The organism is Aliikangiella aequoris (assembly GCF_053709105.1).
In genome coordinates this window covers 251,677-272,886 of record NZ_CM132298.1, presented here as the reverse complement: position 1 = coordinate 272,886, position 21,210 = coordinate 251,677, and the positions used below count along the sequence as shown (strand labels likewise).

The window sequence follows — 21,210 nt, the reverse complement described above, 5'->3', positions numbered from 1 at the left end:
TGGAGCCTAAATAATGCTATTCACTAATTATATTTATGCTGCCCTATTGATTTTAGCCGGGTTTATTTTTGCACAGCTAATTGCCAAGCGGGCGGTTAGTTTAATTGAAAGCAAATACTCTTTTAAGAATGGCGTGGTCATAAAGCGCTTACTTTTTTATTGTATACTGACGTTGTTTGGCATCATGGCATTACGCCAGTTAGGTTTTAACCTCAGCGTACTTTTAGGCGCTGCAGGTATCTTATCGGTAGCGATTGGATTTGCTTCTAAAACGTCTATGTCGAATGTAATTAGTGGTATGTTTTTATTAGGTGAAGGCGCTTTCTCAGTGGGTGATACCATAAAAATTGCAGCCACCACTGGTGAAGTCATTAGCGTCGACTGGTTATCGGTAAAATTAAGAACGCCCGACAATTTGTACGTTCGCATACCAAACGAAACCATAATTCGTTCTGAAATGATCAATATGAGTCGCTTTAAGATTCGTCGCTTCGATTTAAACTTATCCATTGCTTATAAAGAAGATCTCGCTAAAGTCAAAACTCTACTGCTTGATTTAGTTAACAATGACAATCAGTGTCTTGTAGATCCCGAACCTATGGTTGTTTTTGAAAGTTTTGCAGATTCAGGCGTAACCATTCGTTTGGCTGTTTGGGCAAAGTCTGAAGACTTTATTAAGTTTAAAGGACAAATTGCCGAAAAAGTTAAGTCTGCTTTAGACCAAGAAGGCATCGAAATTCCCTTCCCTCATATGAGTTTATATGCTGGCGCAAATTCTTCACCTATATCAATTAAAATTAGCGACGATAATAACAGTCTAAAAAATGAAGTTAATGGCAAATCATAGAATTCGAAACAAAGTGAATGGTTTGCCAAATATTGTTCAGTGTGGTTTTTGGGCCTGGTCATTAACTGGATTATACCGCACTGCGAGCAACTGTCTTTTAGTTGCCTCACTAATGACAGTGTTAACACTTAAAGCCAATGCTGAATCATCACAAATAGATAGCATTCAAAATGAACTAACAACTAAGATCACCTTAACTGGAATGAGCAGTGATGTACGTTCTAATATTGAGGTCATGCTGGGAGTTGACAACGGGGTATTGGCACCGTCAAGCCTTGGGTTTCCTCGTTCTAACGAATATATTTTGCGGCAAACTAAAAAAGCACTACAAGCGCTTGGCTATTATTCACCCGAGATAAAACTTGAGGGCGATCACCAGCATTGGGTATTAGAAGTTAAAGAAGGTCAAAGTGTTGTTTGGAAAGAAATAAAAATAGATCTTCAAGGTGAAGCACAGAATAATCCGAGCATTACTCAACTAATAACTAACCACCCTTTCAAGCAAGGTGTCAGCGTTAACCATGGCGTGTACGAAAACTTCAAGCAAAAGTTGATCAGTCAGCTTAACGAACAAGGTTATTTACAAGCTCAATTTAGCACTCAAAGGTTAGAAGTGCTTCCAGAAAAGTTAAGCGCCAATGTTATTTGGCAGATTGACAGCAAACAACGCTTTACATTTATGCCTTTAAGTCTACAAGGTTCAAAACTTTCTAAGACCCTACTTGATTACTATATTAAAGTTGAAGGAGGTAGTTACTACGAACAGTCTAAAATTATTGAAACTCAACAGTTGCTCAACCGTTCTGGCTATTTTAAGTTTGTTGATGTCAGTCAACAAATTGATTATCAAACAAAGCAAGTTTTAGTTGCCATAAAACTAACCGACATAGACAAGTATGAACTCAAAACTTCTTTGGGATATGGCACCGACTCAAAGCAAAAATTAAGCATGAGCTGGCGCGACAATCGAGTGAACGATGATGGGGATAATTACACCTTAAGCTTAGCACATAGTCAAATTGAAGATGAGCTAAAGCTACAATATGTTATGCCGTTAAAAGATATTAAAGCAGATTGGATTAATCAATATAGTTACCGTATTCGAAGTGACCAGCTTGGTAAAAGTAAGCAGTCTAAATATGACTCTAAATTAATGTTTAAACATAATGCCAACTGGTCATCACAGTGGAAGTTAACCATTGCTACTGAGGAATTTTTAGAAAATGAAGCTGTAACAAACTTTCTAGAATATTTAGTGCCTTCACTACAACTAGACTACTATAGCGTCACTGACCCGTTTAGCGCGAAACAAGGTTGGCGCTGGCAAGGCATACTCAACTTTAGCCACGACTCAATTAGCGACCCTGACATTAACTTTGTCCAGTACCGCCAACAATTAAAATACTTACAACCATTAAGTCAAAATTGGCGTTTGTTACTACGCAGCGAGCTAGGCACTACACTAATTGAACAAAGCGAATTTAATCTTAATATGCCCAGTGACTACCGATTTTTTGCCGGAGGCGATATTTCAGTTCGTGGTTATGAATACCAAACATTGGCTCCACTTGCGAGTGATGGTAGCGTATTTGGTGGTAAGCATCTTATTACATTAAGTAGTGAGATAGACTATCAGTTTAGCAACAATTGGCGCTGGGCATTTTTTATTGATAATGGCAACGCTTTCAACGATTGGAATACAAGTAAACTCAATTCAGCGTTAGGAACAGGAATTCGCTGGGTTACTCCAATAGGTTCACTACGTTTCGATATAGCTAAAGCACTAAATGGACATAAAGGTTGGAACTGGCATTTAACCATTGGGCCAGACTTATGAAAAAGTTTTTACGCCGCTTTGTTTTTGTTATTTTAGCGATCTTGTTTTTAGGTACCTGTGTTACCTTTTGGATATACGCAAGCGAGCGAGGACTAAATTGGGCAATAAACATCGCACGCCCTTATCTGCCGCAGACTATTACACTTGGAAAAGTGAGCGGTACTTTAGATACTAAACTGTACATAGATAGCCTTATTATTCAGCAACCAGAACAATCTTTAGAACTCAAAAAAGCAATTCTTGAATGCGACTGGACTGAGCTACTTTATTTTCAAGTCAGTTGTCAAAGCTTAGTAGTAAGTAAACTAAACTTAGTTACTAGTTCGCAAAAATCTGCGTCAGGAAACCAACAACTTCCACAGCTCCACGACTTTAAATTACCGATTAATATCAGAGTCAATTCTGCACAAATTAAACAGTTTGCCCTATTGCAAAAAGAGCAGTTAGCCGATGCGAATTCAAGTCAACTAACCATCGACTCAATCATACTAAAAAGCCTATTAACAGCCGGAAGTAAAATTCAGTTTAACTCGTTAAGTGCTAAATACCACCAGCATCAAATGAATTTAGCCGGCTCTATTAACACCCATGCTAATTGGCCTATTGATATTGAATTTTTAGTGCAGCCTAACAATAAATCACTCAATGCGAATCAAACAGTGACGCTAGAGTTTAATATTAAGGGTGAAATTAAGCGAGATGCTCGCTATGCAGCCGTATTAACAACACCTTTAACAGCAAAAACGAGTGGTAGAGTGAGCTGGCAAAAAGGCTTGCAACTAAAAGAAGGTAATTTGCAGCTTAGTCAAAACAGTTTAAAGCAACAGAATTTTATTAACCTGTTAAACTCTTGGACAATTGACAATTGGCAGGCCACTTACCAAATTGAGTGGCCCAAACTAGAATTTGATTTGAAAACTAGTATACAACACCCCACGAATGCAGCACTTAGATTAGATACGAGTTTACTGGTCGATGACATTCTAAACTGGACAAATAACACGCAGCTACCATTAAGCATTAAAGGCCACTTTACTGAAAAGTCAATTCAACAGCTAAGTTCTGAAATGCTATCGAGTTCATCAAATGCACAACTAAAAAACCAGAGGCTATTCAAAGACGACGCTCAACCGTTACAACTTTCATTACAAGCGGAGCTTAATGTTAATAAAAATGAACTGAATGTAGCGCTCTTTAATAGCTATTTAGACGAATTGAATATTGAGTCGAATTTTAAAACTTTAGCGACAAATTTTGATGAGTATCAAGGAAATATAAGAGTCTCATTAGCGAACAGTTTTGAAAATTTTGGTCTATTTGCCAACAACATTAAAGCCACACTAGAGTTTCATAAAGTTAGCGGGAATCGTTTTCCTAGCACGACTATTCAGGCTACAGCGAATCAACTAAGTTACAGCAACTTTGCGTTTAGCGAGTTAAATATTAAAGCAAACAATATATATGATAGTAATAACAAGATTAATTTTGACACTAAAGTCACCAGCAAAAATGCGCACTTAATCAATAATAAGATAAGTGACATAACGCTTGCATTAAATGGAAACCAACACAATCATCAATTGAATTTAAAATTTAATCATCAGCCATTGAAGGTGGTCGACTTAAGCGCTACTGCTGCTTTAAATTTTAGCACCGAGACTCAATGGCTGATTAGCTCGTTAAAGATTCATTCTGCCTATGAAAAAAACAACTTAAAATTAGTAGCTAATGGTATTAGGCTGAGTGCATCTGAGCAGACTGCAGACAGTTATTGTTTTCACTTTAACGGCCAAGTATGCGGGAGTTTTAAAAACACAAAGAATCGACAGCAGATGAGTCTCGCATTTACTCAATTTGACTCACTCGCTTTATCTAAACTAGCGGGCCAGTTTATTGGTGTTTCAAACTATCAGCTAGAATCTATCCTTAACGGCAAGCTTGAGTTGACCGCAGAAGATTTTAAATTACTTAACCTTATGGCGGATTTAAACTCTGCAAATTTCACAATAAAGTACCCTCAAGGCGAAACTAGCTTAGTCGGCTTTAGCCTGCAAAGTTTCAATAACAGTAACGCTATTAAAATTAACTGGGAAGCATTAAATCAGCAGTCTGAAATTGCTGATATCAATGCCAAGTTGCATGCAAACCAAGGGCAAGTGGATCTTCAAATTAGTTCACTAGAAGCTATTTCGCTCGATTTAAATGTGAATAACATTAGTTGGAATTCTCAACTTTCGACTGCAAAGAAAATTTCTGAAATTCTTGTTATTGACTCCTTAAACTTATCCACAAAGCTTAATGATTCAAATTTGATGTCAAGTTTTAACTTTAATATTAATTCGACTGATCACATTAGCGGCAAGCTAGCGATTGAAGACGTGCTTAACCCAAACTCGCCAATCAATGGCGAATTAGATGTCAACCTTAAAAACTTTGAATGGTTAAAGCAGTGGCAATCTAGAATTGACCAAGTAACAGGAAGATGGCAACAACAAGCTCAAATAAAAGGTAATTTAAATAAGCCGTTATTTTATGGAGAAGGAAGACTTATTATTGATCGATTTACTATTCAGGAATTAGGGCTTGATATTAGCGATAGTGAAATAGCGTTAAATGGCGACCATCAACTACTTAACCTAAATGGCGTGCTCAAAAACAAACAAGGGAACCTTAATTTACAAGGAGAGATGAAAGTTTACCCTAATTTGGAGGCGAATCTTAAGGTTTATGGTAACGAGCTGCTATTAATTGACGCTGTAGACAATCGCGTTGTTGCGTCGCCAGACATATCGCTTTCTTTGAAACAACAGCTACTCGAAGTAGGCGGTAAAATAACAATTAATGAAGCGAAAGTGAAAATTCTAAGCTTACCAAAGCAGGCAGTTAAAGTGAGTGATGATCAAATAATTATTGGAGAATCAGCGCAGGAGGATGGTCAGCTAGACTATAAAGTTGACATTGTACTTACCACTGGCGATAAAGTTAGTATTGACGGCTTTGGACTCACTAGCAAAATAAAAGGGGATCTTAATGCCCTGATAGACAGCAATCAACCGATTAAAGTCAATGGTCAATTATCACTAATTGATGGAAAGTTTGAAAAGTATAAACAAGTGTTAAGTATAGATGAAGGTCAGCTGCTGTTTCTCGGTCCACCAGAAAATCCAGGCATTCAATTTAAAGCGAGTCGAAATATCGATAACATTAAAGTAGGAATTATTGCAGATGGCTCTGTCAATAATCCGAGACTAACGCTTTTCTCACAACCAGCAATGTCTAATGAGCAGATTTTATCACTGCTAATCACTGGCAGGAGTATAGAGTCTTTAAATGAAAGTGAAGGAAATGCTTTAGCCAATGCGGCTATAAATTTAGGCATTGAAGGCGCTAATAAAGTCGCTCAAAAAATTGGTGAAGCACTTGGACTAAATAGTTTAAGCCTAACTAGCAAAACAAAAGCCGATAGTACAAGAGTAGAGCTAGGAGCGAAAATAAACGACCAACTTAATTTAAGTTACGGTACTAGCATTAGCTCTAGTAATGAATTTCAAGCAGGATGGATCATTCAGTATCAGCTTACCCCGAGCATTTCTTTTGAAGCGATTAGTGGCGAAGAGATGAGTGCTAATTTAATCTATAAGAAAACATTTAAAGCTGATGAATCAAAAGATTAAATCTTTATACTATTTCTTCGTATGAAAACATAGCAAGTACCGCTAATCACGCTAGTGAATACAGGCACTTGCAATGGTTTGCTCTGGGTAACACAGCTTTCGCTTTAATTCTACAATTTGCAATCTATGTGCTAGGTGTTCTTGGACTTGCTCTTGGCTAATATCAATATTATTTGCTAAATATGTGTCTATAGATTCAACTCGTTTATTGAGACAGTAGAGAATATAAGTAATATCTTGAGTGCTAAGCTTAATTTCTGCATTTTTCTTTTTAAACTGCATAGATGCTCCTGTATTTGTAATGACCAGGCGCTATTATCAAGCTTTAGAATAAGTGTGTCGATACTAGCCATAAACTAGTGTCGCTTTTTCAATCAGGTTGATTTATTTTCTAAGGTGTACTGAATAAACTGATTGCCACCAGATTTTTTGGCAAAATACAGGGCATCGTCTGCTCTATTAATCAGTTGATGCCTTAACTCATTAAGCTTTTTATTTAAGCTATTAGGCTCAACTGACTCAATACACAATCCGATGCTGATACTTAAATAGTCTCCAGCACTTGAGTATTCGTGAAGTATTTTTAAGCCTTTGACCGCTTGAATGCATCGAGTAGCAATAGCAATCGCCATGTCTTGTGTGGTTTCTGGCGAAAATACAACAAACTCTTGGCCGTCAAGTTGTGCTAATGAGCAGCCATTTTTGTTAACGACTTTATTCAGCACCTTCTTAATTTTATCTAAGCTGGCAGTCGTCGCAAGATGACCATAATTCTCGCTATACTTTGCTAAATTATCTACATCGACTAGCATCACACAAACTTGAAGTTCATTTTTGGCTGCGACACTCAAAGAATTGTCGATAAATTCAAAGAAATAGCGCAAGTTACTTACCGAATTAAGTTTGTCTCGGTTAGCAAGAGTATTAAGCTCTGAATTAAGTTGTAATAGTTTTTGGTTAGCCTCAACAAGCTCCTGGGTTCGCTGTTCGACTTGCCGCTCTAAATGTCCGTATTGTTCAGTTAACTTGATTAAGCTTCCCAATCGCCTAAAGTGACTTATGCTTTGGCTAAACAACTTAGGTATTAGGCAAAGCGTGTTGTACCAGAGTGATCGACTATTAACTTCTATGGCCAGTACCAGATAATGCGTAGACGCTATCTTAAGCGAGTTGCTTAGCCTTACTTCTAGGTGGTAACTTCCCGCTGGTAACGTAGTAAAAGTGATTTGATTTTCAGCTACAGATTGCCAATTGGTTTGCAAGCCATTTAGTCGATATTCTAGCCTTATAGTCTTTTCAAGCCATAACCAATTACAGTCCAATAGAATATTTAAAGTCCAATCACCTTCGGTTAGTTGAATATGGTTTTCTTTATTAACAAACTTTGCGTTGCTCCTGATTGATTTCACTTTAGGATAGGGCGCTTCTACTTTGTTTAACAGCGATTTTAAAGCAACACTTTTAAAACCGTTATTCAATCCGCAAAGAACATTTTTGTCATTTAATAAAAGGCTTCTCGCAGTAGTAAATTCCCAAACGGCGTTTTGCGGAAATCTATCCATTAAAAACTCACTACGCTTTTCTTTTACATTAAACAATTTTAAACCTGTGGGTGTCGCTAATAATAGGCGTGTGTTATCAAACCAAAGACATTGCCAAGCACAAACGGTTTCGGTTCCGGTTGTAATAGTCTCCCTAACCTGCTCGCTAATAACAACGAGCTTATCGTTAACAACGCAAGCAAGATCACCATTTGAGTTAGTGTCGACCGAGTATACATTAGTGAGCCCTGCATCTAAGTGCACTCGACTCAGCGTTAAACTATGTACATCAACTCGCCATAAGCCATTGCCTAAAGTACAAACGTAGTACAAATGTCGGCTTGCTTTTTTAATCGAATAAACATAGCCCAAAGAGTTATTATTACTTGAAAATAGCGGTGTAAATTTTTTAAGTTCAAGATCAAATATAAATAAGCCAGAAACACTCCCATATAACATCTTATCTGTTTCATAAAATGCGATACAGCGGCCATTACCGACATTTGCGTCGACAAATATTTTACATTGTGGCGAAACTACTTCTTCTATAAAGCACAAGCCTTCACTAGTAGCAGCCCAAAACCCATAATGAGGATCAGACACAAGATCCCAACAAGCAATATTTTGCAAGCTAGAGAACTCTACGCTTTTTTCAATTTGACTAACAGCTGCAAGATAGCTCTTGTTACTGCCGCCGACAAGGTAATAATTTGGAAATACATCGCTATTTGCTAAACTAATACTTTGGCCGTTAGCTAAATGTACAAAGTTACTTCGAGCCGTTTCTCTTAATTGAACCTGCCTAATAGATAGTACTGAGTTTTGTTTGTTACCACTAAATGATTTTACATAATGATTTAACTGAGAATACTTTAGCAATCCACTCGTGTCAGTGGCGACCCATAAATTACCAAATTTATCTGTAGCAATTTGATTAACCTCAATATCACTCTGGACTAACAAGCGCTTCTGACTGTTTGATGCGTCACCTGTAATTTTAACTATGCTTTCTTTAGTTACGTAAAGCAACTCGCTCTCGGATACTGGGTATACTAGTTTTAAATTCGTCATGTTATGAGGAATTGATAATCTATTTTTGAAACTTAAATTGAAATCTAGCTGGATAACTGACTCATTAGTAATTAACCAAACGCCACTTTCATTAATACAAAATCGCTTGACGGTATCATGATGACTTATTGAGTCGATAGCCAATGGCTCTAGCGTGCCCTTAATATAAAGCCAAATACCGCTTTCGCTAGCTTCAATTAATGCTGCACCATTTGTTAATGCTTCGACTGAAACAATAAACTCATTATCAAGTGGCGAGCCAAGCACCTCAATTGCATTCGTTTGCGAGTTCCAGCGGCGCAAACCTTTTGCGCAAGCAATTAAAAACTGATTTTGCCCAATAGCTGCAATACCTTGACACCAGCCTAAACCGAAGGCTACCGTAGATAAACTTTGTTTAACCTGCGTTTTTTCAACAGAAAATAAATCAACTCCTTGATCTGAGCAAACCCATAAATCATCATTGCTTTTAACTAGTTTTCTTAGACCGTGAGTTAACAACCCACTTGATTGAGAAAATGTGGTAAACCTTACACCATCAAAGTTAACCAAGCCTACCGGTGTAGCAAGCCAAAGTGTTTCCTTTAAATAGGCAATAGAGTGTATTTGATTAGAAGCCAAGCCATCACTTCGCGACACCCACTCATTTTTGATTGTTTCTGTTAGGTTATCTGTATTTCTCATTAATTTAACATACTAGTTATTGTTGATTAATTTACCCCTAAACTAAGCCGTCTCCACAGAGCAAGCTCTAGTGTATTAAGACTAGCTGAAATGCACCAAATAACAATAACTTGTTTACAATGAGTAAAAATTTCGCGGTGCGATTTTATCGACCCGCAATAGGTTTGAATAATTTTAGCGGGTGAACGCTAGTTTATGCTAAATTGAAGCTTTTAATAGCTTACTAATTTAAAGGTTTTCAATGGCAAAGCAGTGGATGATATACGGCGCGACAGGCTACAGCGCAATGTTAATTACGCAAGAAGCGCTAAAACGCGGTTTAAAACCCGTTTTAGCTGGGCGTGACCAAGCAAAAGTATCGCAAATAGCTCAGCAGTTAAATTTAGACTATCGAGTTTTCTCTCTCGATAATGAAGCAAATATGCTTAAGGCGCTGCAAGACATTGATATTTTACTCCATTGTGCAGGCCCTTTTTCTGCTACCAGCAAGCCAATGCTTAATGCTTGCTTAAAAGCGCAAACTCACTACCTAGACATAACTGGCGAAATTGACGTTTTCGAGTATGCTCATAGTGACACTGTTAACGCCCAAGCAATCAAGCAAAATCTTCTCGTTTGCCCCGGTGTAGGCTTCGATGTAGTTCCTACAGATTGCTTAGCTGCGATTTTGAAGCAAAAACTACCTACCGCTACCCATCTGTCGTTAGCATTTTCTGGAGGCACTATGATGAGCCCAGGTACCGCTAAAACAACCGTTGAAGCCCTTGGCTTAAAACCTAAAGTACGTTTGGAGGGAAAAATTAAGCCAGTGAAAATTCGTACCCAAACAATAGACTTTGGTACAAAAAATGGTGCTCTACTCACAATGAATATTTCTTGGGGTGATGTAAGTACGGCTTATTACTCAACTCAAATTCCCAATATTGATGTTTATATCCCTGCGTCGGCTGCGACATTAAAGCGGGTTAAAAAATCACTTTGGCTAAAACCACTTTTTCGTTCAAAATGGATGCAGAATAAACTTAAGCTAGATATTGAAAAACGCGTGAAAGGCCCAGATGCAGAAAAACGAGCACAACAGCGAAGCGTGATATGGGGGAAAGTCTGGAACCAGAATAGCGAATCGGCTTGTGCACGCTTGCAAACGCCTAATGGCTACGATGTCACGGTTTCTGCACCACTCGCAATCATTGATTATTTACTTACTACAGATCTTATACCAGCGGGTTCAACGACACCTTCGTTATTAATGGGAAGTGATTTTATTTTCAGTTTGCCAAATGTTTCCGAACTAGAGTGGCTAAACTAAGTCTTAACCAGTTGATTATATATGCAACAGCGAATCAAGTTTACTAATAAGATCTCGCTCTTTAATTGGTTTACATAAATAGTCTTTCATACCTGCACTAAGTGCACTATCAATTTGATCTTGCATTACATGCGCCGACAAACCAATAATCGTTGGCGCTTTATCTGCTAGCTCTGCATTAATCGCTTTGCTTGCGCTAATTCCATCTAGCACCGGCATTTGAACATCCATTAAGATTAGGTCATAAGATTCAGACAGAACGGCTTCTAGAGCTTCTTGCCCATTGCTAACGCAATCTATGCGAAACCCTGCTTTGTGTAGTTGAAGTTGAAAAGTTTTTCTATTTATTTCATTATCTTCAGCTAAGAGTAAGCGATATTTCTGGCGCTGTGATAATTTGCGACCTGCAGAAGAAACAGGCACCTCAGAAAGCTCAATTAAGCTGAGTAAAGTAGCAGGCTTATAAATGGTTATTGCTTTATTTTTATATTCTGCAGGCAAATCTTCACCAAACCAAGTATACCAAATTATCTGACAAGGTAAGTCACCAATACTCCGCAACAAATTAGTAAAACAAACTAAGCTAGTGTTTGAGTCAACTAAAATACAATCATAAGCGCTCAATTCCATTTCTCTAAAAGCATTGCTTTTTACTAAAGTGTATTCAGAGCCATAATCAACTGCAATCGACTCAAACCAATGTGAAACTAAGCTTTCATCAGAAACAATAAGAATGCGCTTTTTATCAAATAAATCTGGCTCTTGAATGGTTTCATAAGCAGCTTGCATTGCTTCTACTTCAAAGCTAAAAATTGAGCCCCCTTTCTGAGCTGCTGTTACCGATATTTTACCACTCATGGCTGAGCAAATTTCTTTACAAATACTTAGGCCTAAGCCGGTTCCGCCAAATGGTCGAGTTGACGAGTTATCTACCTGCTGAAAAGATTCAAATACACGTTCTCGTGCTTCTTCGGGTACGCCTATACCGGTATCTTCAATCGAGACTTTTAAACGATTCTGGTAAAACCCTATACGGACTTCAGCCCCACCTTTTTTAGTAAATTTAATTGCATTAGTAATTAAATTTATAAATACCTGGCGCAACCGAAAGGGATCAAATATAAGCTTTTGAGGAAGACTCTTATCAATATTAATATTCAGCTCAAGTTTCATGTTAGCAATTTGAGCACTAAATAGTTGGGCAATATCATCAATATACGGCAGCATATCTACCGCCTCGTTTTTCAAATTTAATCCAACACTTTCAATTGAAGCCAGATCTAAAATTTGATTGACGGTATCAAGCAATACATTACTACATTGAGTTGTGAGTTGCGCATACTCCATTTGTTCTGCAGTTAAGTTTGTTCCCATTAATAAATCATTCATGCCAAGCACGCCATTAATAGGGGTACGTAATTCATGACTCATATTCGCTAAAAACTGACTTTTTATTTCATTGGCTTGATTTGCCTTTTGAGTTGTATCTAGCAGCACTCTATTTTGTTCATCAATTGTCGTTAACATATTATTAAATGAATCAACTAAGGCCCCTATTTCATCTTTACCAAACTTTTTCGCTCGAATAGTGTAATCTTTATTCTCAGATACTTCTTTTGCCACGCTAGATAACTCAAGCAAAGGCCTAGACAGAAGACGAGTTAATGAGGTAGCAAAAATAAAGGCAAATACTGTTATGGCTACACCGGTAACTAAAGCAATTAACAAATAGCGAGACAGATGCTCTTCAACTAACTGTAAACTGGCATTAATTAATACGCTACCTATCACTTCATCAGATAATTTAATTTGTTCGACTACCGTAATTTGATTTGAAATAAGGTTTTTAGTAGTGGGTGATAGACTCTCTTTACAGCCTTGTTGTCGACTTTCATTTCTAATATATTCAGCAAAAAGTTGGTACTCTTGATCATAGAGACACGCATAGAAAATGCCGGGATAGAGACTAAGCGAGCTTAGATTTTCAATCGCTAGATTTTTATCATTAAATGTTAATGCCGCTTCGCTTCGATCTCCTACTAATTTTGCCAAAACCGAAACATTGTTAATGGCAGTTTGTTGCTCATCTTTGTGATTAATATAAACAAATACGCTTAGCGCCAAAATTAAACAAAAGGCGCTGATAGTAAGCACTGCTGTAGTAATTTTTGTTTTTATTGATGCATTTTTAAATATCAAATCTATCACCTAATTAATAATCGTGGCGACTTCAAGGAGTAGAGCACTTATTTTTATACCCGAAAGTTTGGCTTGCTTTAAGTTTATTTCTATTTTCATGCGTTGCGCTTCTTGCTTAAACCCTATTATTCCGCCCAGCGAAGCAAAGTCGTTAATATCACTCACACTTAAGATAGCGCGTTGATTAAGCGAACGGATGACCGAACGAATATGATGCTCCTCAGTACGACTAACAAAAACCAAATGACACAAGCTTGCTTGAGAAGGATGACTTACAATCGCTATTTTCACTGGCTTAGACTTTGCGAGCTTTCCAGACAATTCTTCTAATGCGCTGCCTAAGGTGTTTTTACCCAGCACACAAACGGTAAATACCTCGGCATCATTTAATATTGGATTGGCGGGAAGTTCGATATATTTAATAAAGTTATACAAATAAGCCGCTTTTATTTTTTTTATTTTAACCGTATCGACTTTTTCCTGGGGGGCACTTTGCGCAGCTGCAACTTGATGCTGACAAAGACTCAACATAACGATTGCAAAATAGCTGCGGAATGTATTAATAGTTTTAGCTAGTCTCATAAGGACTCTATAGATCTAGCATTAAAGATGCATTTAACATACGACCAGGCTGCGGATGATATGGTGGAATAAAACCAAGCGGGTCGGGGTTATTTAAAGGGTGATATTCAGATTTTAAGCTTGAGCCTGCTTGCCGCCCAACACCATAATAACTTTCATCAAATAAGTTGTTTACACCGACTTGCCCAGTTAAATTTTTAAATCCCCACAATTGCCGCCATGTTAAAACAACATCAGCTTTAAAATAACTAGGCGCACTGCCGTCAAAGTAGCGGTTAGTCGCAGGAACTGCCCGCTTACCCACATAATTGACTCTAAAGTTAATATTAAAGAGCTCATCTAAGGGTTGCCAATCGCCACCTAAATTGAATTTATGTTCGGCGGTATGACTCACCTTTCCCCAACCCTGGTTATTTTCGAGGCCTTGCTGAAAGTGATAATTAGTGTAGATAGATAAGTTACGCTCGACTTGAATATCAAATCGAGCAGTGATACCTCGGACTTTTAATGAGTTAATATTGTCGTAACGCTCACCGCCAGCCCGAGAATTATCTTCAATTAAACCAATGCTATCTTCTAAAGTTGAATAAAATAGATTAACTTTTACCTGACTATTAGAGTTTATTTTTTTTACCGTCTCAAACTCAAGCGTTTTGACTTTTTCTGGCCCTAAATTTTCATTACCACGAAATTCATCATTTAATTCAAATAGTGACGGCTGACGAAAAGCTGAACCATATAAAACTTTAAATAACCAACTATTTTCAGGGTTGTAAATTAATCCTGCTCTAGGGGTATGTGTTGCGCCATAATCACTACCATTACTATAGCGTGTACCAATGGAATAAGATAACTCTGGATTAATTTCACCGTCTAAAATCGCATAAATTGCCGCTTCGGTTTCATCAAAAACTTCATTGATTTTAGGTTGATTTAATCCTCCCGCGTTAACCGCGATATCCCATGAAGAAGTTGTCGTCGATTCGTTTCCACGCTGAATTGCACCTAACGAAATCACCTGGTCTGTTTGCCTATTGCCTAGCAATCTAGCGCCTAAGGTTAGCGTTTTATTATTTTCTAAATTAAAATCAAATTGATTTTCCAAACCGATTTGACTACTCGCACTATGATAAGATTTTTTAAGGTCATAAAACCGGTAAAGATATTCAAACCCTGTGTCGGCTTCTTGTTTATCTAAACGAAACCAAAGATCTGTTTTCCAAGTCAGTCGCTGGGGTATTAATTGATTTTGATTTTTCATAAAAATAGTTAAGCCACTATGATGTGATATGAAATCTTCCTCAGTGGCGGCATATTCGTATGCAACTACATAATTGCTTAAACCGTTGCGACGTTTCCAATACTGAATGCCTGCTTGGGTGGTATCCGACTCAACTTTAAAACGAACCGAAAAATTTTCTTTGGCGTTATTATATCCATCTGGAATCAGCATTCCGCTCATAGGGTGAGCGGTATTGGTCACAAAATTATTATTCGCATCATAGTCAGCGAGTAGAATTTGCGGATAAACATTATCTTTAAAATAGTTTCCAGGATCATAGCGCCCCTTACCACTATCGCCATCACTGTTCATGGTTTTTAAGCTAAGCTGTAAGTTAACATCACCAAACTTTTTACCAAAGACCGCTTCAAGTTGTCGCGTATTATTTTCGCCCAAGCGTAATTTAAGATGGCTTCCTTGGTAGTTTTTTTTAGTAATGATATGTACGATGCCAGAAACAGCATTGGCGCCATACAATGAAGAACCAGGACCTTGAACAACCTCAATTCGCTCAATGTCAGCTAAGATTTGTTCGTCTGTTAACCCTTGAGACCAATTATATGAAATATGATTTTGCACCAACCCATCGATCATCACTAAAAGTCGAGTATTGCCATTATCACCACCTATACCGCGATTAAGGAAGTGCCCTGAATACTCTCCGCCACCGTCTTCATACATAGAAAAATCAAACCCCGGTAGGTCTTCTAGCATTTCAATAATATTTCGGTAGCCCCTACTACTAATCATTTCTTTAGTAATAACCTGAATATTAGCGTAAGACTCACTCACACTTTGCTCGCGGCGCGATGAAGTAACCACTTTAATATTGGCTAAACTCTCTAAACTTAAAGCAAAATAGTCAGCGGAGTCTTCACTATCGGCAATTGTTAACGGGGCAAATGAAAGGGTGAAGAAAATAGAGACAACTCTTAAGCTTAGAGTGTTGTGGCTACTGCTAAAAATCGCGCTCATGCACCATTACCTAAAGTCATGTGGGTTTCTCAATCATATCAGATATAGCACTTTAATCCATAGTGGGAGCGCATGCCGACTTTCCCTAATTTAATTACGACTGCGCAATCGGCTTAGCCTGTTTATGAGTGACCACCACAACGGAAGGCCTTGGCGGCATTCGACGATCAAAATCAGGCCAGCGCGTCGCAGGATTAGCATATTGATCACCTTCACTAGGGTGTTGAATTGAGCAAAACAAACTGGTGTTATCGGGAGTGAAACAAGGCCCACAAACTTCTGCTCCAATGGGTGCGCTTAAAAAACGTTGGCTAAGTCCTTGCACACCATTGGCAGTACCCACTCGCCATAATCCATCTGCAATACCAAACGCATTTTTACTATCTGTGGCAACCCACAAGTTTCCTTGAGTATCAAAAGTGCAGTTATCAGGGCAAGCAAACCAGCCATTGTTGGTTGTTTCAGGATGATAAAAGGTCACGTTTTTAGTAGGGTCTCCTGCCAAAATAAAAATATTCCAACTAAAAATCTCGGCACAATGATCGCCCTGTGGAGGGCTCAATTCTAGAATATGGCCGGCTCGGTTATTTGAGCGAGGGTTGGCTTGGTTAGTTCCTTCTGGTTGACGCGAGCTGTTTTTAGTCAGCATTGCATAGACTTTTCCGTTACTTGGATTCACCTCTATATCTTCCGGCCTGTCCATGGGTGTCGCTCCAACTAAATCTGCCGCTTTACGACAATCAAGCACTACATCTGCCTGACTTTTAAATCCATTTTTAACATTTAAAGGCCCTTCACCATAAACTAAGGGCAACCACCTTAACTCATCATTATCGCTAAACCGAGCCACCGATAAAGTGCCTTTACTTAAAAGTTGACGGTTGGCTCGACGCGCTTCTAGGGTTTGTTGCGGCCGATACTTGTCTTCGCTCACAAACCGATAGATATATTCAAATTTCTGATCGTCGCCAGAATAAGCCACCACGCGTCCATCGTAATTAATATGCAGGTTACAGCCTTCATGTTTGAACCGTCCCAAGGCAGTATGCTTTACCGGAACTGAGCTTGGATCAAAAGGATCAATTTCTACAATCCATCCCATGTGCAAAGCTTCGTTGGGGTTTTGGCGCAAATCCCAACGAGAAAAATGTTTATACCAACTTTTAATTGGTTTCTTCGCCAGTCCAAAGCGTCGGTAATTCTCCGCCTCTGCCAATGAGTCACTATAGCCACCAAAACAATCATCGATATTTTCTTCAGCAGTTAATACTGTTCCCCACGGAGTTAAGCCTCCCGCGCAGTTAGCATAAGTACCCAAAGTATGAATCCCATCTTCAGACAACTTAGTTTTTAAACGGTTACTGCCAGCGGCGGGCCCAACCAAGCGCATCGGTGTGTGAGGGGTAATTCGCCGGTTATATTTTGAGTTTAGTACAACCTGCCATTCTTCCTTGTGGCGTTTAACTTCCACCACGCTAAGTCCGTGCGCGGCAATATCCACTTTAGTTTGCGCTAAGCTGAGCTCTAAATCGCTAGTCACATCAGCAAACATAGCAGTAGCATCGGTATATTCGTGATTAACCACGAGAATGCCGTGCTCTGAATTGTTACTACCTAAAGGTAAAGGTACGAAGCCAATATAGTCATTATTAAACCCAAACTGCTTCAACTGACTTTGCTCGCTCTGATTATTGGGATCAAACGCGGGCGCATGTTCAAATATGGGATCACCCCATCTTAGCAATACTTGCGCTTGATAATCTTCGGCAACATTTAGATTTTCGTCTAACCCCTGGGCAACCTCTTTAAAAACTGACTTAAACGCAGCAACTTGATTAGCGTGATCACTGAAAGCCGCAGTTGAGCAACTACTTGCTAAACCGACAGTGCCCATAGCAGCCCCTGCTTTTAATAGTTGACGACGGGATAAGTGGTTTTCTAATAATTGATTAAAGCTAGTTACTGGTGCTTTACTTGTAGGCATTTGATTCGCTTTTAAAATTTTTGTTAAATAAATAATTATTTGACCTGATAGATATTGTCTTAATCATCAAGTGACATTCGCATTTCAATGAGGTGCTGTTGCATACCAACTTTTTGATAGGCTTTTATGGCTGCCGTATTCTCACTGTAAACGGTCAGCCGCATTTCATTAACACCTTGTGCTTTTCCCCACTGGGTAATTTTCTGCATAATACGCGCGTTTATTCCTTGGCCGCGAAAATCAGGCTCCACGTACATAAAGCCACAATACACATAAAAATCATGATCCAAAAAAGGCTTAGCTTGTCTTATTTGGGCAAAACCAGAAGCAACAATGCGCTGTTTATTTTCAGGTGTAGTCACTTCAGCAACTAAAACTAAAGCCTTAGACTCATCGATAATTTCAGCCAAATTATAATAGCTAATGGGGTTTTCACCTAAAGTGCAATCGAAAGCTCTTTCAAACTCGATAATCCCCTGCTCAAAAGCAAGCAAAGTCGCTAAATCTTGCTTGGTAGCAGTTCGAATTTGCACATGAGACATACTAACCCCCCTAATCCACAGTTCTCACAAACTAAATTGAAGTTAACTTAAGACGCAACCGCCTAACGCTAAATCAAGACTTGCATAATACCAATAGACCAAGGTATTTTTATATTGCACATGACTATTTCTTATATTGGCAACCACAATAGCAGTTCAAATATTTAACGCAAGTCAATGAAATCGATTACAATTACCCCTATTAGAACTCATCTGACCTTTGCTAAACGAGCAAAAAGTCTACTAAAAAAGGAAGTTAAATGTCGCAAGTATTGAGCCAACTACTCGACCTCTTAAGTTTAGAAACGATTGAACAAGGTTTATACCGCGGTAATAGTCAAGATATAGCACTTGGCCATGTATTTGGCGGACAGGTCATTGGACAAGCTTTGTCTGCTGCCAAGCGAACCATAGATCCTGCACGTAAGGCGCACTCTTTTCATTGCTACTTTCTGCGCCCAGGCGATGCCACTAAACCCATTGTCTATGATGTTGAAAACATTCGCGACGGTGGAAGCATTTCTACACGACGCGTCAAAGCGATTCAAAATGGTAAAAGAATCTTTTTCTTAACCGCTTCTTTTCATGAGTCTAGCGGTGGGTTTGACCACCAATCAGAAATGCCTCAAGTAACAGCACCAGAAGAGCTAAAGTCGGAGTTAGACATTGCTCAAGAATTTGCTGAGCATATTCCGGAAAAAATACGCCATTTAGTACTTTGCGAAAAACCAATAGAAATTAGACCGGTTGAATTCTTTAATCCACTAAAGCCTGAAAAAGCGCCACCCAAAAGACATATTTGGATGAAAGCTAATGGCCCTCTGCCCGACGACCTAAGAGTGCATAAATACCTTTTAGCTTATGCTTCTGACTTTGCATTTTTGCCCGTTGCTGGGCAACCCCATAAAGTTTCTTTTATGCTACCGCAATTTCAAATGGCCACCATTGACCATAGCATGTGGTTTCACCGAGAGTTTCGATTCGATGATTGGCTGCTACACGAAATAGAAAGTCCATCGGCAAGTAACGACCGAGGCTTTGTTCGTGGCCGCTTTTTCGATCGCAATGGAAGATTAGTTGCAAGTACGGCCCAAGAGGGTGTGATGCGTAAAAAGAAATAGGCTCTAGTGGTAATTTTAAGCAAGCTAAAAAACATCTCAACTTAAGCCAAGATGTTTTTTGCAATCCGCTTGGCTTAGCTAACTACTTTGAAGGAATTAAAATAAGCTGTTGTTGAGGCGGAGTTAAATACTCTGCCCCAAAATCGGTAATCACCGCCATTTCTTCAACTGATATTGTTTTCATTCCACCATTTGCTAACCGCCAACTGTGAAAACCATCAAAGGCAAATACCATTCCTGACTTTAACGCTTTATGTGCTGCTGGCCGAACTGTAGCACCCCGCGAACCACCTAAGTTAGGTCCAGTATCATGAGCGACATAACCGACCGGGTGCCCTGTGCTCCACATAACTGGTGCAGAATTATTCTTTTTCATGACTTCACTTTGCGCTGCGTCAACTTCGATTCCAAGCGCCCCAGGGCGCATTGCTTTAAACGCAGCCTGTCCTCCTTCCTTAGCACTTTCCCAATAGTGTTGAATATCTGCAGGCGCGCTTTTTTCACCTGGCTTTAAGACATAAGCAAAACGCTGTATATCGCTTACCCAGCGATCGTATAGCTTAATACCAAAATCTATTTGTATAACATCTCCAGGTTGAATCACTTTATTGGTCGCATGCGAATGGCCTCTATCAGCCCCCGAATTAACATTGGGGTTTTGATCAGGAGCCCAACCATCTGTAACCCCATAGGCCTTCATTTTTGCTTTTAAAAACGCCGCTACTTCAGCGTCAGTAGTCTTTCCGGGAATAACCATTTGGTATGCTTCTAACTGCCATTGAGCGGTTAGAGCGGCTGCTTCGCGCAAAATTTCAACTTCTTGTGGTAGTTTAATCGAAAGCCACTCATAAATAACCGTTTCAGAAGAAACCAAACGCTGACTCAACTGTTTACCTAATAATGCCTCCAAATTAATGCGCTGCGAATAGCTCAAGCCATCAGCTTGAGCATTAGTTTTAGAGGAATTAACCGCAATCGTTTTAAAATCACTCGCTTTAATAAATTTGGCCGCTTGCTCAACCGCTGACTCTCCTCGAGGAACCGATTTTACTTTATCAACAACGCCCAGCTCTGCTAACGCAGTCGATTCACTCGAAGGTGAAAAAGCCATTGATTGAAAATGGTTATTTTTATCAAAGTAGAATAAATAAGCCGCGGGGGCGCCAGCGTTTTCACAGCCTACATGCTCTGCTAATGGATCGTTATTATTTTCACGACAAATGATCAGCCATAGATCAACACCTGCTGTTTTCAGCGCATTAGGCAATAATTGGTTAATTCTTAGCTTTCTAATTTCATCCCAAGGTCGAACTAACCCATTAGCCTCTTTGGCAAACGTATGCGGACTAATCAATATGCCAAAAACCATTAACAGCAATAAATTTGCGAAAATTTGCTGAGCTAAAACTTTAACTTTCATAGTAAAATAACCTTTTTATTCAAACACTAAAGAAGCAGTGGTTAGCGGATTAATTCTCGACCTTAGCAATATTTTTACCAAGGATCAGTATAGTGAGTTGTAACTAAGTGTTATAACACTTCAAAAAATTGAATCGAGGTCA

13 protein-coding genes are annotated in these 21,210 nt (G+C 38.9%); 5 read left to right on the top strand and 8 right to left on the bottom strand.

What is annotated here, in order from left to right; genetic code table 11:
- The first annotated feature begins 13 nt into the window (after positions 1-13).
- From ACUR5C_RS01270 to ACUR5C_RS01260, 3 genes are read left to right on the top strand one after another with little or no spacing between them, the layout of a single operon-like run.
- The gene (locus ACUR5C_RS01270; RefSeq protein ID WP_454466506.1) at positions 14-847 is read left to right on the top strand and encodes a mechanosensitive ion channel family protein; all 834 of its coding nucleotides are present in this window, start codon (positions 14-16) and stop codon (positions 845-847) included.
- A complete protein-coding gene (locus ACUR5C_RS01265; protein WP_454466505.1) occupies positions 834-2,684 on the top strand; it encodes an autotransporter assembly complex protein TamA in 1,851 nt (616 codons plus the stop codon). The genes ACUR5C_RS01270 and ACUR5C_RS01265 overlap by 14 nt, the downstream gene beginning before the upstream one ends.
- The gene (locus ACUR5C_RS01260; protein ID WP_454466504.1) at positions 2,681-6,358 is read left to right on the top strand and encodes a translocation/assembly module TamB domain-containing protein; all 3,678 of its coding nucleotides are present in this window, start codon (positions 2,681-2,683) and stop codon (positions 6,356-6,358) included. The genes ACUR5C_RS01265 and ACUR5C_RS01260 overlap by 4 nt, the downstream gene beginning before the upstream one ends.
- Before the next feature lie 51 nt (positions 6,359-6,409).
- On the opposite strand, the gene ACUR5C_RS01255 is transcribed toward ACUR5C_RS01260, so the two are convergent.
- Both ACUR5C_RS01255 and ACUR5C_RS01250 read right to left on the bottom strand, forming a co-directional pair.
- Entirely contained in the window at positions 6,410-6,640 is a 231-nt protein-coding gene (locus tag ACUR5C_RS01255; protein ID WP_454466503.1) for a hypothetical protein, read from the bottom strand.
- A 92-nt stretch (positions 6,641-6,732) separates the two neighbouring features.
- The gene (locus ACUR5C_RS01250) at positions 6,733-9,654 is read right to left on the bottom strand and encodes a diguanylate cyclase domain-containing protein (protein WP_454466502.1); all 2,922 of its coding nucleotides are present in this window, start codon (positions 9,652-9,654) and stop codon (positions 6,733-6,735) included.
- 241 nt (positions 9,655-9,895) lie between these two features.
- Between ACUR5C_RS01250 and ACUR5C_RS01245 the strand changes: the two genes are divergently transcribed.
- A complete protein-coding gene (locus ACUR5C_RS01245) occupies positions 9,896-10,963 on the top strand; it encodes a saccharopine dehydrogenase family protein (protein ID WP_454466501.1) in 1,068 nt (355 codons plus the stop codon).
- Positions 10,964-10,978: 15 nt separating this feature from the next.
- Here ACUR5C_RS01245 and ACUR5C_RS01240 read toward each other — a convergent pair whose 3' ends face one another.
- From ACUR5C_RS01240 to ACUR5C_RS01220, 5 genes are all read right to left on the bottom strand, one after another.
- A complete protein-coding gene (locus ACUR5C_RS01240) occupies positions 10,979-13,162 on the bottom strand; it encodes an ATP-binding protein (protein ID WP_454466500.1) in 2,184 nt (727 codons plus the stop codon).
- Between the two features lie 9 nt (positions 13,163-13,171).
- Entirely contained in the window at positions 13,172-13,744 is a 573-nt protein-coding gene (locus ACUR5C_RS01235; protein WP_454466499.1) for a YfiR family protein, read from the bottom strand.
- A gap of 7 nt (positions 13,745-13,751) precedes the next feature.
- Entirely contained in the window at positions 13,752-16,001 is a 2,250-nt protein-coding gene (locus ACUR5C_RS01230) for a TonB-dependent receptor plug domain-containing protein (protein ID WP_454466498.1), read from the bottom strand.
- A gap of 94 nt (positions 16,002-16,095) precedes the next feature.
- The gene (locus ACUR5C_RS01225) at positions 16,096-17,985 is read right to left on the bottom strand and encodes a PhoX family protein (protein WP_454466497.1); all 1,890 of its coding nucleotides are present in this window, start codon (positions 17,983-17,985) and stop codon (positions 16,096-16,098) included.
- 59 nt (positions 17,986-18,044) lie between these two features.
- The gene (locus ACUR5C_RS01220; protein WP_454466495.1) at positions 18,045-18,527 is read right to left on the bottom strand and encodes a GNAT family N-acetyltransferase; all 483 of its coding nucleotides are present in this window, start codon (positions 18,525-18,527) and stop codon (positions 18,045-18,047) included.
- A gap of 260 nt (positions 18,528-18,787) precedes the next feature.
- Between ACUR5C_RS01220 and tesB the strand changes: the two genes are divergently transcribed.
- The gene (gene tesB / locus ACUR5C_RS01215; protein WP_454466494.1) at positions 18,788-19,648 is read left to right on the top strand and encodes an acyl-CoA thioesterase II; all 861 of its coding nucleotides are present in this window, start codon (positions 18,788-18,790) and stop codon (positions 19,646-19,648) included.
- Between the two features lie 82 nt (positions 19,649-19,730).
- Here tesB and ACUR5C_RS01210 read toward each other — a convergent pair whose 3' ends face one another.
- Positions 19,731-21,068: a M24 family metallopeptidase gene (locus tag ACUR5C_RS01210; RefSeq protein WP_454466493.1), complete on the bottom strand. Its 1,338-nt coding sequence runs from the start codon at positions 21,066-21,068 to the stop codon at positions 19,731-19,733.
- Positions 21,069-21,210: the final 142 nt, after the last annotated feature.